General features: G+C 39.8%; 14 protein-coding genes and 1 pseudogene. All 15 read right to left on the bottom strand.

Translation table 11 applies throughout. The features are described 5' to 3' along the window. Positions 1-124: 124 nt before the first annotated feature. Positions 125-3,850 carry a phosphoribosylformylglycinamidine synthase gene (locus QM469_RS05605; RefSeq protein WP_414276231.1) on the bottom strand — a complete coding sequence of 1,242 codons (3,726 nt, stop codon included), beginning with the start codon at positions 3,848-3,850 and terminating at the stop codon, positions 125-127. A 208-nt stretch (positions 3,851-4,058) separates the two neighbouring features. Continuing rightward, a complete protein-coding gene (gene purC, locus QM469_RS05600) occupies positions 4,059-4,766 on the bottom strand; it encodes a phosphoribosylaminoimidazolesuccinocarboxamide synthase (RefSeq protein WP_371607956.1) in 708 nt (235 codons plus the stop codon). Positions 4,767-4,933: 167 nt separating this feature from the next. Further along, complete coding sequence (locus QM469_RS05595) at positions 4,934-6,283, bottom strand: bacteriocin secretion accessory protein (RefSeq protein ID WP_414273059.1); 1,350 nt, start codon at positions 6,281-6,283, stop codon at positions 4,934-4,936. 12 nt (positions 6,284-6,295) lie between these two features. Then, a complete protein-coding gene (comA, locus tag QM469_RS05590; RefSeq protein WP_371607958.1) occupies positions 6,296-8,449 on the bottom strand; it encodes a peptide cleavage/export ABC transporter ComA in 2,154 nt (717 codons plus the stop codon). 341 nt (positions 8,450-8,790) lie between these two features. Next, positions 8,791-9,027 (bottom strand): hypothetical protein, encoded by a 237-nt coding sequence (locus QM469_RS05585; protein WP_315640244.1) that lies wholly within the window; start codon positions 9,025-9,027, stop codon positions 8,791-8,793. A 106-nt stretch (positions 9,028-9,133) separates the two neighbouring features. Further along, entirely contained in the window at positions 9,134-9,343 is a 210-nt protein-coding gene (locus tag QM469_RS05580) for a bacteriocin immunity protein (protein ID WP_315640242.1), read from the bottom strand. Positions 9,344-9,367: 24 nt separating this feature from the next. Next, a pseudogene (locus QM469_RS05575) lies at positions 9,368-9,556 on the bottom strand (hypothetical protein). A gap of 317 nt (positions 9,557-9,873) precedes the next feature. Next, entirely contained in the window at positions 9,874-10,029 is a 156-nt protein-coding gene (locus QM469_RS05570; RefSeq protein ID WP_162837517.1) for a hypothetical protein, read from the bottom strand. A 208-nt stretch (positions 10,030-10,237) separates the two neighbouring features. Then, entirely contained in the window at positions 10,238-10,414 is a 177-nt protein-coding gene (locus QM469_RS05565) for a hypothetical protein (RefSeq protein ID WP_414276230.1), read from the bottom strand. A gap of 12 nt (positions 10,415-10,426) precedes the next feature. After that, positions 10,427-10,576 carry a class IIb bacteriocin, lactobin A/cerein 7B family gene (locus QM469_RS05560; RefSeq protein WP_311522410.1) on the bottom strand — a complete coding sequence of 50 codons (150 nt, stop codon included), beginning with the start codon at positions 10,574-10,576 and terminating at the stop codon, positions 10,427-10,429. A gap of 17 nt (positions 10,577-10,593) precedes the next feature. After that, the gene (locus tag QM469_RS05555; protein ID WP_075229712.1) at positions 10,594-10,737 is read right to left on the bottom strand and encodes a class IIb bacteriocin, lactobin A/cerein 7B family; all 144 of its coding nucleotides are present in this window, start codon (positions 10,735-10,737) and stop codon (positions 10,594-10,596) included. Positions 10,738-11,184: 447 nt separating this feature from the next. Beyond that, the gene (locus QM469_RS05550) at positions 11,185-11,421 is read right to left on the bottom strand and encodes an acyl carrier protein (RefSeq protein WP_311522409.1); all 237 of its coding nucleotides are present in this window, start codon (positions 11,419-11,421) and stop codon (positions 11,185-11,187) included. Positions 11,422-11,426: 5 nt separating this feature from the next. Then, positions 11,427-12,419: a phosphate acyltransferase PlsX gene (plsX, locus tag QM469_RS05545; RefSeq protein WP_311522408.1), complete on the bottom strand. Its 993-nt coding sequence runs from the start codon at positions 12,417-12,419 to the stop codon at positions 11,427-11,429. After that, entirely contained in the window at positions 12,416-13,186 is a 771-nt protein-coding gene (gene recO, locus QM469_RS05540; RefSeq protein WP_311522407.1) for a DNA repair protein RecO, read from the bottom strand. Before recO ends, plsX begins: the two co-directional genes overlap by 4 nt. Continuing rightward, entirely contained in the window at positions 13,183-14,352 is a 1,170-nt protein-coding gene (locus tag QM469_RS05535) for a pyridoxal phosphate-dependent aminotransferase (protein ID WP_311522406.1), read from the bottom strand. The genes recO and QM469_RS05535 overlap by 4 nt, the downstream gene beginning before the upstream one ends. Position 14,353: the final 1 nt, after the last annotated feature.

Here is a 14,353-nt window from a genome sequence, read left to right as displayed (position 1 = left end):
TAGAGCGGAATGATACGGCAGAAGCTCGTTTCACTCGCAACAATAAATCATTTGCAATTGTCGTAAGTTAGATCTACTTGATTTTACATTTACTGATGGTTATCTATTAGAAAATCTGCAAAGCCTATTTTCCAGTAAAGTATTTAACCGCTGATGCAAAGAGATATTGGTCTTTATTTCCTGGAATATTTTGGAAGAGACCGTCTTCGAAACGTTCTGAGTGCCCCATCTTCCCAATAATTTGACCGTTCTTACTGGTGATACCTTCAATCGCATTGACAGATCCGTTAGGATTGTATTTTGAATCCATGCTTGGTTTACCTTCGAAGTCAACATATTGGGTAAAGATTTGACCATTATCACGAAGCTCTGCAAATTCTTCAGCTGTCACGACAAATTTACCTTCACCGTGTGATACTGGGATGGCATGAATGTCACCAACTTCTACTCCAGCAAGCCATGGTGAGTTCGTGTTAGCAATACGTGTTTCAACCATCTTAGCTACGTGTTGGTTGGCATCATTGTAGAAGAGGGTTGGACTAGTGCTGCCTGCATCTTCAAAGTTACCGTATGGAAGAAGACCTGATTTGACAAGAGCTTGGAATCCGTTACAGATACCGATAATCAAACCACCACCTTCGATGAAGCTATCAATGGCTGCACGTACTTTTTCGTTAAGCAAGATATTAACGATAAATTTAGCTGATCCATCTGGTTCATCTGCTGCCGAGAAGCCACCTGCAAAGAAGAGAATATTGGCTTTCTCGATATTGTCAACCATGGTGTCAACAGACTTGACAATAGCCTCTTCGTTAAGTGTTACAAATGGTACCAAGTTGACTTTTGCCCCTTCTTTTTCAAAGGCTTTAGCGGAGTCATATTCTGAGTTGGTACCTGGAAACACTGGGATGTAAACCACTGGTGTCTCAACTGTTTCTTTAACTTTGATCACAGCATCTGATGCCACAGCTGGTACTTCTTCCAACTCAGTTGCTTGTGCAAATTCCGTTGGGTAAACCTCTTCCAATTTACCTTGGAAGGCACTGTCAAGCTTGTGTCCATCAAGCGTTACATCATTGACAGAAAGTGTAAAGTCAGCTACTGTTTGTCCAATCTTGGCAACACCTGCAATGTCTTCAGGCGATGTGAAGACGAATCCACCCAATTGAGCTGTCAAGCTAGTGTCAAGGTCTGCTAATTCGACGTTTGCACCAATATGGTTACCAAATGTTGCAAGGGCAAGAGCTTCAACCACACCACCATATTTGACAGCTAATGCAGATGTGACTTTATGGTCAGCTTGAATTGCTTCAAATTGAGCAAAGTTAGACTTGATAAGATCAAAATCAATTTCTTGTGCCAAAGCTTGACCTGGAATATAGTAAATATTTTCACCAACAGCCTTAAATTCTGGAGAAAGAACCTTACGGCTATCTGCAGTTGTTACCCCAAAAGCAACCAAGGTTGGTGGTACGGTCAATTCTTCAAAGGTACCAGACATAGAGTCTTTACCACCGATAGATGGCAAACCAAGTTGAATCTGAGCTTCAATGGATCCAAGGAGAGCAGCTACTGGTTGACCAAAACGCTCTGCTTGTTTATCCATACGCTCGAAGTATTCTTGATAAGAGAAACGAGCCTTAGACCAGTTGGCACCAGCAGCAACCAAACGAGCGCTTGCTTCGATAACCGCATAAGCAGCACCATGGTATGGAGACCATTCTGCTACATAAGGATTGAATCCTTGCGCCATAACAGAAGCAGTTGTAGTCACGCCATGTTGAACTGGCAATTTCTGTACAGAAGCTTCAGTTGGTGTGATTTGGTAGCGACCACCAAGTGGGTGGTTAACTGTTGAACGACCAACTGAGCTATCAAAGATGGTTTGTAAACCTTTTTGACTTGCATGGTTAAGGTCAGCCAAGACTTCAAGAGTATCAGCTTCAAGGGTTTCAGCAGATGTTTGACGTTCTTCTGGAAGCTTGACATCCTTGTCAACCACCTTAGCATCTACAACCACACGTACACCGTTTGTATCAAGGAAACGACGCTCCAAGTCCACGATTGTTTCACCATTCCAGTGCATGACAAGATTTGGTTTTTCAGTTACTGTCGCCACCACAACAGCATCAATATTTTCTTTGTTACATTCAGCCACGAAGGCATCTACATCTTCGGGACGAACCACGACAGCCATACGTTCCTGAGATTCAGAGATAGCAATTTCTGTACCATTCAAACCTTGGTATTTCAATGGCACTTTGTCTAGGTCAATTTCAAGACCATCAGCCAATTCACCGATAGCCACACAGACACCACCAGCACCAAAGTCATTTGATTTCTTGATCAGACGTGTCACATCCCCATTACGGAAAAGACGTTGAATCTTACGTTCTTCGATGGCATTCCCTTTTTGAACCTCAGCACCAGCTGTTTCAACAGATTCAACCGTTTGAACTTTAGAAGAACCTGTCGCACCACCGACACCGTCACGTCCAGTCTTACCACCGAGCAAGATAATCACGTCACCAGCTTCAGGTTTTTCACGGATCACATTTTCCTTAGGAGCCGCACCGACAACGGCACCTAGCTCCATACGCTTAGCAACGAAACCTGGGTGGAAGTATTCACGAACATAAGTTGTTGCAAGACCAATTTGGTTCCCATATGAAGAATAACCATGAGCCGCTGTTTTAGAAATAACCTGTTGTGGCAATTTACCAGCACGAGTTTCTGAAATCGGCGCTGTAATATCACCAGCACCTGAGATACGCATGGCTTGATAAACGTATGAACGTCCTGACAATGGGTCACGAATGGCACCACCGATACAAGTAGCCGCCCCACCAAATGGTTCAATTTCAGTTGGGTGGTTATGAGTTTCGTTTTTGAACATGAGAAGCCATGGTTCTTTCACACCATTAACATCCACTTCAATTTCAACTGAGCAGGCATTGATTTCATCAGACACTTCCATGTCATCCAAACGACCATTGGCACGCTCATAGCGACCAAAAATAGTGGCCATATCCATCAAGGTTTGAGGTTTCTCGGTACGTCCCAACTCATCACGCATGGCAATATACTTGTCATAAGTCGCTTGCAATTGTTTTTCAAATTTAGAAGCTGAGAAGTCGATGTTTTTCAACTCAGTCTCGAAAGTTGTATGACGGCAGTGGTCTGACCAGTAAGTATCCAAAACCTTTAACTCAGTCTCAGTTGGTACACGTCCAATTGACTTGAAGTAATCTTGAATGAAAAGAAGGTCATCTACTTCCATGGCCAAGCCTTGCTCAGCCTTATACTTGGCAAAATCTTCTGCCGTATAGCTTTCAAAGAAATCCAAGTTTGGAATGGTCTTGTCAGACTCAGAGAAATCCTGTTTCGCAATGCCAACAGTGATATCTTTGAAACGAGAATCCACTGGGTTCAAAAGGTAGTTTTTGACAGCTTCCAACTCATTTGCATCAATATCCTTGTTAACCAAGTAAAGTTGCGCTGTGTTCACTGTTACATCATTTGAACTACCAAGCAAAAGCAAAGCTTCTTGTGAAGATGCCGCACGTTGGTCAAATTGACCAGGCAAACTTTCGATGGTAAAGAAAGCATACTTCTCAAGATCAGCTTTAACCACAGCCTCGTCCAAAACAGTATCAGTCACTTGCTCAGAGAAGATGTGTTTTTCCGCACGCGCAAACAAGTCCTCTGCCAAACCAAAAACATCGTAAACCTGAACAATCCGAAGATCCTTCAAAGTTTTCAACTGAAGATTATGCTGTAATTCTTTTACTAAAGAGTCCGATTTCACACGAAAATCAGCTTTTTTCTCAACGAAAATACGTTTATCCATTTTAGTTCCTTTATTTCTATTCCAACAGGCTATTGAAGACGAAGGTTTCCCGCTTCAACCAACTTATTTCAAGTCTTGCAACTTCTCTAACACAACCTGATATACATCCGTTAAACTGCCTAAATCTCTACGGAGTGAAAAGGTCTAGTAGACCTTTTCAGCCTGAGTCCTTTTACTTGAAAGACGAAGGTTTTTCGTTTCAAACAACTTATTTCAAGCCCTGCAATTTCTCCAACACAACCTTATATACATCCGTTAAACTGCCTAAATCTCTACGGAAAACATCCTTGTCCATATGGTGCCCTTCAGCATCCCAGAGGCGGCAGTTATCTGGTGAGAATTCATCTGCCAAGATAATCTTGCCATCCTTATCAAAACCAAATTCCAGTTTAAAATCGATCAAGCGAAGACCAATTTGTGCAAACCAATCTTTCAGCAATTCATTGATACGACGCGTTTCTTCCTTGATATAAGCAATTTGCTCATCGTTGGCAATATTCAAGAACTTGACATGCTCATCATTGATGAATGGGTCATCCAAATCATCGTTCTTGTAGTAAAATTCAACGATTGGAGTTTCCAGATTCAAACCTTCTTCCACACCAAAACGTTTTGAAAAAGAACCCGCAGTCACGTTACGAAGGACAACCTCCAAAGGAATGATGGTAACTTTCTTGTTAAGTTGTTCGGTATCAGAAATACGTTCGATAAAGTGAGTAGCTACACCAGCAGCATTCAATTTTTCAAAAATAAGAGACGAAATCTGATTATTCAGCATACCTTTACCCTCAATAGTCTCTTTGCGAGCTCCATTCAGCATGGTGGCCTGGTCCTTGTAGACCGACTTAATCACATTTTCGTCTTCTGTAGTATAGATATCTTTAGCTTTTCCCGTATAAATAAGTTTACTGGACATTTTTTGTTCGCCTTTCGTATTACTTTACATCATTCTAACACAACAGATACTAAAAATCAAATATTTCACGAACTATATTTGATATCATATCTGAAAAAGTACAGAAAAATCGCAAACGAATTTTCATTTGCGATTTTCTAAGATTGATTTGAATTAGAATGCGAACCTTATTCTCGTTTCAAAAAGCGGTCAAGATAGTAGCGTAAAAAACTCTTCCTACCTGTAATCATAGTCAAACGACCTTCAAGTCCATAACGAAGTTTTTCTGCTTGTTCAGCATTCAAATCCGTCTCTGCCTCTAATTTAAAGAAATTACCCTTTTCTGTCTGAGTCGCACTGGTATCGATATTGGTAATCTTGGATGTCAACACTAGCTGCTTATTGGCATCCGTTACCGTTGTAAATCGTACCTCATTTCCATGCTTGAGACCAGCAACTTCCTTAGAACTGATATAAGCTGTTAGTTTTGCCTTCCTCTCTTTAGCCAACTGCGGAAAAAGATGAGCGAGGATCGTTCCTTCTGGAATGATGGTAGATCGACTATGCTCAGGATTCAAATGTAGAACACCATCTTCTGTTGCTGTAATTTTCCCCTTCTCTAAAAGATTCCCTTGAATCTTTTTACCCGACTCCGCTTCAAGAATTTTCTGATCCAAGAGCGTTAATTCCTGACCTACCTTGGCTAGTTGCTGAGATTTTAATGACTCCAACTGACTTCCTAATCCAGATGCATAAGCTTGCTGGGCTCCTGAACCTGCATACTGTACTCGATAACCTGCAAGAGTTGACTCCAACTGAGTGATTTGAGCATCTATTTGAGATAGGGCCTGCTGTTTGGATTCCGATCCCTGCTCTTTTGTTGACTGATAAGACTGATAAATAGCATAAGCTGGATGATCACTCTCTAAGTGTCCATCACCCTGAATGGCAGACTTGGCTTGCTGATATTCTTTAATTTTGGACTGGGTTTCGCCAATGATATTGCCTAATTCTGCCTGACTACCACTGGCTGCTGCATTTTGAGATGATATACTAGCATTTTGTTGCTCAACCTGACTCCGCAGACTAGCAGCTTGATTTAGATAATCTAAAAAACTATGCTGATAGCCAAATTTGTCTGCTTCTGGAAATTGATCACTTCCTGCTTGAAGGCTTGCTTTTAAATACTCCATTTGAACCTTCTGATCCTTGAGCATTTCCAACTGACTAGCATAATTCTCAGCCTGCACTGCTTCTGCTCCCTCTTGGTATTGAACGAGAAGTTCTCCCTTCTTGACCAACTTATTTTCTTCCAAATGATTGGCAATAATGCGATTGTTGCTAGTTGACTGGATATTGGCAAGGATGCGACTAGGTTCGACAGTAGCCCCAGCTGTCAAGCTTATCTCCTTTTGTGCAAAGATTGAAAAGACTAGCAGAAACAAAAACAAGATAAAACTCGGAAAAATCACATAACTAGAAAAATTATGATAACGACGATTATAAAACTCCGCACTTTCTAAAAATTCTGATTGCATCTTTTCTCCTCTCTAACTATTCACCAAATGGGCATAAAAGCCACCCTGTGCAAGCAAATCGGCATGATTTCCTTCTTCGACAATCTTGCCCTGATCCAAGACAACAACCTTCTCTGTCCGCTCAGCAATGGTCAAGCGGTGAGCAATGAAAATCAAGGTTTTATCTAAAGCCATGAGATTATCCACGATTCGCTTCTCTGTCAAAATATCCAGACTGCTAGTCGCCTCATCCAATATCAAGACAGGCGCATCGGTCAAGAGAGCACGCGCCAAAGCGATCCTCTGACGTTGCCCACCTGAAATGCCCGCTCCATCCGAAGTCAATTCTGTCTGGTAATTCAGTGGCATGCGCTCAATATCCTCCCGAATCTCTGCCAACTCCACTGCTCTCAAGATATCCTCCTGGGTCGTCCCCTCCTTAGCTCCGAGGAGAAGATTCTCCAAGATCGTTCCATTAAAAACGTAGGGTTGCTGAGGCAGATAGTTGATATACTGGCGCAGAGCCTTTTTATCAATCTGATTGAGATTGATGCCACCCAGGCTAATCTCCCCCTGACTTGGATCGTAAAAATTAACCATCATCTTAGCCAAGGTCGTCTTACCTGATCCTGAAATTCCCACAAAAGCCACTTTAGAGCCTTGTGGAATAGTCAGATTGATGTCCGACAAGACATCTCGACCATAGCCATATTTGTAGTGAACCTGCTTGAAAGTCAGATCTCCTTCTAGAAAGCTCAAATCTGAGACTGTTTTCTTTTCCTCAAACTCAGATGCAACCAGATAAACTTCATTCAGACGGTTATTGGCTACCTGCGCTGTCTGAAGTTTGGTTTGCAGATTGATGATATTCTCCAAAGGATTTGTAAAATAAACAAGCAAGGTATTATAGGTGATCAACTGGCCCAAACTCATCTTATTGTCCATAACTAGGAGAGCCCCCATCCAGAGAATGCCAACATTGAGCAAGAGCTGGGCAATCTTTTTCAGAGCCTTTTGCTGACTTTCTGCCCGACTGTAGGTAAAAGATTTTTTTAGATAATCCACAAATTCCTTGTCAATCTTTTGGTAACGTTGACTTTCACTGGTCAAAGACTTGATGGTCTCAATGCCATTGATGTCCTCAATGATAGAAGAAGACAGAACCGCATTGGCTTCCATGGTATCCCGATTCATCTTTTCAAAGGGCTTCATAAAAGCAAAGATAATCACTGTGTAGATAGGAAGAGCTAGTAAACTCATGAAAAAGAGATTGCTATTCTGCGAAAATAGAACTACTGAAATAATCAAGACAATAGATACATCCAAAAAGATTGACAGAATAGTCGAAGCCAGCGCATCAATGATACTATTTGCATCCGTGAAACGAGACACGATTTCCCCTGTCCGTCGTGTCGCAAAAAAGGACATGGGCAAATGAAAAACATGCTTGATATAAGACAAAATCACATCAATGGACAAGCGTTGCCCCAAAACAATCAAGAGATACTCCTGAGCATAAGATAAGATTTGCTGAAGAACATAAACGATGACTAGCCCTATTGAGATAATGCCCAAGGTTGAACGCATCTGATCTGGTACATAAGTGTCAATGATTGATTGAAGATAATAAGAACCCACAATGTTAATCAAGGTTACCAAGAGGGTCGCCAAAACGATATTAACAATCAAACCTCGCTGTTTCACTAATATAGGGATAAAGGAGAGAAGGCCATTTTTTTGTTCCTTATGAGGCTTATAAGTCGGAGATGGTGCCATAAAAATAGTGATCCCTGTCCACTCCTTAGCAAAGCGCTCACGAGAAATCTTGGTCAGCTTAACACTAGGATCTGGATCAGCAATATGAATATTGTTCTTGTCCTGCCCAGTCACCACATAATAATGGAGCATTTTCCCTTCCTTAAGCACATGAGCCACAAAAGGAAAAGTTACATCCGGCAAATCAAACAAGGTCATGTCCGCCTTTATTGCTCGCGTCTCAAAACCAATCTCCTCAGCAACCTTGACTAAGCCTAAAGCCGTAGTCCCATCCATGGTCGTCTTGGCCAACTCTCGCAAGTGAGCCAGAGAATAATAACTACCATAATAACCAAAGACCATGGCCAATGAAGCTACACCGCAGTCCATCTGATCCACCTGCGGACGATAATGACGTTTCCCAAATTTCATATCCTACTCCTTTTCCTAACAATCTCCAAAGAAAACTTTGTAAGATTATTTTATACAAACAAAGAAGCAAAAAGAAAATTATTTCTAAAAAAACAATAACTGCACCTGAACAGCACTTTTTCCTAAATAAAAATAGGTAGAACAAACGTCCTACCTAGAAAATATAATGATTAATATTTCTTACCTTTTCCAATTTTTTGTCAATCATATAATGAAAACAAGGGTGGTACAAGATAGTTTTTTCACTCATTGTCACCTTAAAGCTTAGACCAGCAAGTACTTTAAAAAGCAAAAGATTCATCAGAAATAAGAAAAGGAATGTTAGAAAAATTTTTTAAGTCTTATTTATTGCCATCCTGATTATCTTCTTTACCTCTTATTTTCTGGATAGCATGATATTTTACCGCTATGTAAATGATTAAAAAAAGTAGGGGATAAGAGAATAAATCTGAAAGTTCCATGAAATTTACACTATACTTTCCTAGCAATAGTTTAAAATCCATTAAAACTTGCATGATAGAAAGTACAATACGTACTAGCAGAAGCAGCCCTAATAATATCACTTCTTTTTTAAACATACGAATATCTTTCTAACTAAAATCAGACAACAGTTCATCAGCTTAACACCCCAATATTCCCCAAGATTGCCCTAATACTGGAGCCACAAAGTTCAGATTCATTTTATCATCCTTTATCATATTTTTCTTCACTTCTATAAAGTAAAATAAATGCCATCAAGAATAGTGAAATTGTAGGTATGTCAAAATTTTCAAACCATTCAGGTAGATTTATTTTGTTTACATCAGCGACTATTCTAACAATGATATAAACCATCGAACTGCAGCATACAGTAAACTCTAGCCAAGCTTTTTGTAACACTTGAACGACTTTCATCTCAAACCCCAATCTGATGTTCCATCAATTTCCAATCTTACTTTCTTTTGTTTTGTACTTATATCCTACATAAACCAACCCAAGCAGAATTGGATAGGCTTATAGATAAAACAAGGTATTGATCGGTTTTTTCAGAATCAAATACGTTACAATATAGATAATGACTGACACGATAAAATAACCTTCAGCAAATCCCAATAAAAATTTTTTCATAGCAGACTCCTATTTATCTGACAAGAATGGCAGAGTTTTTCCGCCATTCACACGCACAAAATCTTTTCATTCAGATTCATCATTTATAGTTTGGATTATTTTTTGACAAATCGTTGCAAAAAATCCCAAAATAGCCTGAGGCAATCAATCCAACTAAATACCATTTCCAATCAAAGGATAACAACGAACCTGTACGAATTACATGAAGTACGAGATTGAGACCCATTGCCACCAAAGGAACTATGGTAACAATGTATTGAGATCAGTGTTGCGATTCATACTTGATTTTCTTTTACGATTTGCCACAAATTTTTAAATTAACGTCTACTTCCCAAATGACGCCCATACATATAGGTAACGACTCCTAAAACACCCCAAGCCACTGCTGTAGAAGTAGTAACAATGAAACCTCCCTTAGTTACAGCCAAGTCTTCCTCTGTCATAATAGCAAATTTTTCATCCAGTTTCTTCATCTTTCATCTACTCCTTTTTAAATAATACTAGCTAATCCAATAGCTACTCCAACCAAAAGTCCTACTATTCCTGAGGCTGATATAATTATAGCCGCACATTCTTCTGAGATATTCATTTATTTCTCCATTTTTTTAGTTCTTATTTCATTGATAACAACTAAAAGATGATTATTCTATAGCATTTGCCACATACTAATAATAGTTCTCTTTAAACCTTGTCTTTACCTGAATCTAAATAACTCATCATCAAAATAAGCATCGGAACAAATAACTCTGTTTGGAAATATTTTTCAACATTAAAGGTGATTACATGTAAATCCCCCAATATACAAAGCACTCCAAAAATAATTAAAAAGGCTCCCATTATATTTTTTAGATTTTTCATACAAGTTCACTTCTATCCAAATTTACGTTTTAAATCTTGACCAATTAATCGACCACCAAGGAAAATTGCCAATCCTGCACCAACCGTGGCTATGGTAATTGATCCACCTTCTGTATTCATCAATTCTTCTTCTGTCAATTCTGTCCATTTATTTAAATTCATTTTTTCTCTCCTTATTATTACATAAAATAGCCCCAAGCAATACCACCAATTAGTAAGACACCTCCTACAACTACGGCGGTAACCGACCCCCCATCCACTTCCATTAGCTCTTCTTCTGTAAGAGCTACAAAGTTCTGTTCCATTTTGTCAAAGTTTGTCATCTTTTTTCTCCTTTATTTTTATAGTTTTTTGTTTGCAATTTTTAACCTTTAAACCATTTTAAAAGCCAAATTGGATAAATAACTGAAATAATCATTTCTAATCTCCTTCCTTTTCTTCTTACTTATCTATTCGAAAAATAATTTAAAATAAATTTATTTATTTCAAAAACCACTTAATTAACCATGGATACAAGCTTGGTATAAACATGAAGTAATCTCCTTCCTCTTCTTCTCACTTGTCTATTCGAGAAATCATTTTAAAATAAACAATTAAATCAAATTTATTTTAAAAACCACTTGATCAACCACGGATAAAGACCTGTCACATACATCAGCAATCCTCCTTTTTTGTTCTTATCTCTTTATTCGTAAACTCAACTATAAAATTTCAAAATCTTATCTTTTTCGAAAAACAAAAAAACAACATGACTTGCATGTTGCTATATGTTAGATTTTATCTTTAATGGCTTTTAATACATCTGCCACACTTTGAAGATGGTCGATTTCTTCATCACTGATTTCAATTCCAAATTCATCCTCAATGGTTAGTACGAATTCCATCAAATCTACCGAATCAGCATCCAAATCATCCTTCAAGCTCAAGGCCTCTGTGACTACAAAGTCTTCTCCTTGACGTTCTTGGATGATGGTCACGATACGGTTAAAAATTTCTTTATCTGTCATATATATTATTCTCCTGAAAATTCACGCGCAGTTTGAGCAACTACGTCTGTTTCTAGCATGGTACGAATCTGACGAATCGTACTGTACACAGCCTTGGCATCACTTGATCCATGAGTCTTGACAACCGGCGCCTTGACACCAAACAAGACTGCACCTCCAACGTCAGAATAGTTGAGCTGCTTTTTCAAACCTCTAAGACTATCCTTAAGAAGAAGAGCACCTAATTTAGCTCGCAAACCGCCACCTGTAATGGTATTTTTTAGTAAGCCCATGATTCCCATGGCTGTACCTTCAATGGATTTGAGCACAGCGTTTCCCGTGAAACCATCTGTTACGACTACATCAGCAACGCCATCCATTAAATCACGCGCTTCCACATTACCGATAAAGTTCAAACTCTCATCAGCTACTAGCAAGTCATAAGTTTCCTTGCGGAGTGGATCTCCCTTGCTGCTCTCGGTCCCGTTATTAAGCAAACCAACTCGTGGTTTTGCAATTCCACGAACATTTTTAGCGTAGAAAGAACCTAGGATGGCATATTGATGAAGGTGATGGGCTGTGTTTTCTGCATTGGCACCGAGATCTAGCATATCAAAACCTTTCCCATCAATAGTTGGCAAGGTTGACATAAGCCCAGGTCGATCGATATTCTTGATACGACCTACGATGAAAAATCCGGCCGCAAGCAAAGCACCTGTATTTCCTGCAGAAAGAACAGCATCTGCCTCTCCATCTTTGACAGCCTTGGCCGCCAAGACCATACTGGCATTTTTCTTCTTACGGATGGCTCTTGTAGGCTCATCGTCTGAATCGATTTTTTCATCAGTATGGATAATACTAACGCGCTCTGTAGCTGTTAGATATTGCTTAATTTTACTTTCATCTCCGTAAAGTTGAATCTCAATATCTGAAAAGTCAGCAAGAGCTTGATTGACTCCCTCTACAATAGCTTGAGGTGCATAATCGCCACCCATTGCATCTACTGCGATTTTTTTCATTTGTCTTCCTCTTTTAGTAATTGTCCCCAATCGGCTAGGGAATCAATAAATTTCTTTGATTTTAGGTGAATCCCGACGTACTCTTCGTAAATCTGGTCCATAAACTTACGCAAGTCTTGCTTAATTTCTGACTTGAGCGAAATAGTCTCCAGAGTATCAAAATCAATGGCTTGAAATTGATTGAGCAGATAAGGAATATTGGGATTTAGATGACATCGTTTCTCATCCTCATGATAATGCTCTGGGCAAAGACAGGCTCCATATTTGAAAGAAAAGTCAAAGGCCTGACCTACTCGATGACAAAAAGTACACTCATTAAAGTTTAGACCAATCCCAAACCGTGTCAAAATCTGAATTTCAAAAATATTAGTCAAGACCTGATAATCTAAGCCCTCTTCCATCAGCTCTAATGTCTTCTGCAAAAAAGCAAATAAAGGAGCGTCCTGCTGATTATCCTGCAAACTCGCATCAGCCAAGGCTGCCACATAGGTCGCATAAGCCATGGTAAAGAGATCACTATTGATCCCTGGAAAGGTCATCACCTCATGATAATCCTCAATATAACTGAGTCCATCATCATTGATGCGCAAGAGAAAACGAGCTAGCACCAAGGGCTGAATAACCGGAGCCAGTTTTGATTGACCAGCGTGTTTCACAAAAAACATGCGCTTGCCTGCCTGTTCTGTAAAGATTTTAACAAGCTTATCATCCTCTCGAAAATTTCGATTGTAAAGTACTAAACCCTGACTTGTGATAGATTGAATCATGCTTCTCTCATGTACTCCTCAAGTCGTTTCATAGCTTCTCTGATGGTTCCCATGCTAGCTGCATAAGATAGGCGAACATAGCCCTCTCCATACTGTCCAAAGGCAGCACCAGGGATGAAGGCGACAGCCTTTTTCTGGGCAAAATCTTTCAGAAAAGCAAAGGAATCTTGATTATAGCCTGCTGGAATCTTAGCAAAGATATAAAAAGCACCATCTGGTTTGATAATCTCAAAACCAAGTGCAGTCATCTTCTCGATAATGTAGTCCCGACGTTGGATATATTCCTTCTTCATAGGTTCCGCATCATTCTTACCAGCTGTCAAAGCTTCTACCGCTGCGTGTTGAGCCATGGTGTTTGCGGCAGTGACCAAGTACTGGTGACTCTTGATGAGTTGAGCTGTAAAGTTTGCTGGTGCAAAGATAAAACCTAAACGCCAACCTGTCATGGCATGGGATTTGGATAGACCATTGATGATAATGGCCTGATCTCTCAGCATAGTACCCAGCGATACATGATTTTCCCCTGTATAGGTCAATTCTGAGTAGACTTCATCACAGACTACGAAAATCTCATACTTACGTAAAACAGCTGCCAAGTCTTCTAATTGCTCGCGACTATAAGTGATTCCTGTAGGGTTGGCTGGATAGTTGAGAATAACTGCCTTGAGCTTGTCCCACTGCTCCAAAATTGCCTTTTCCAACATCTCAGGCGTCAAAACAAAACCATTTTCAGTTGTATCAATTTCGACAATCTCTGCACCAACTAGATTAACTATTGGCTCATAGCCAGGATAGGCAGGAGCTGGCAAGAGAACCTTGTCTCCTTCCTCCAAAATGGCTGTCAAAGTAGCTGATAAAGCTTCTGTCGCACCAATTGTAACCAAGATTTCATTTTCAGGATTGTAGTCCAACTGATACTTTTCTTTTACAAAATCACTAGCTGCTTGGCGTAAGGTCAACAAACCGCTCATCCCTGTATAGTAGGATTGGTCTTGATCGATGGCTCGCTTTGCAGCCTCCTTGACATGATCTGGCGTTGTAAAATCTGGTTCTCCCAAGGTCAACCGCAGGACTCCAGGAATCTCTGAAATAGCCTGGTCAAACTGACGAATCAAGGAAACTTGAATCTTATCTAATTGTTTATTAAATCGCTTGGTTAAGTCCATA

Origin of the sequence: Streptococcus infantis (genome assembly GCF_047464215.1) — a bacterium.
GTDB lineage: Bacteria > Bacillota > Bacilli > Lactobacillales > Streptococcaceae > Streptococcus > Streptococcus infantis_P.
The sequence above is the reverse complement of the archived record's forward strand: the minus strand, read 5'-3'. Positions and strand labels throughout refer to the sequence as shown.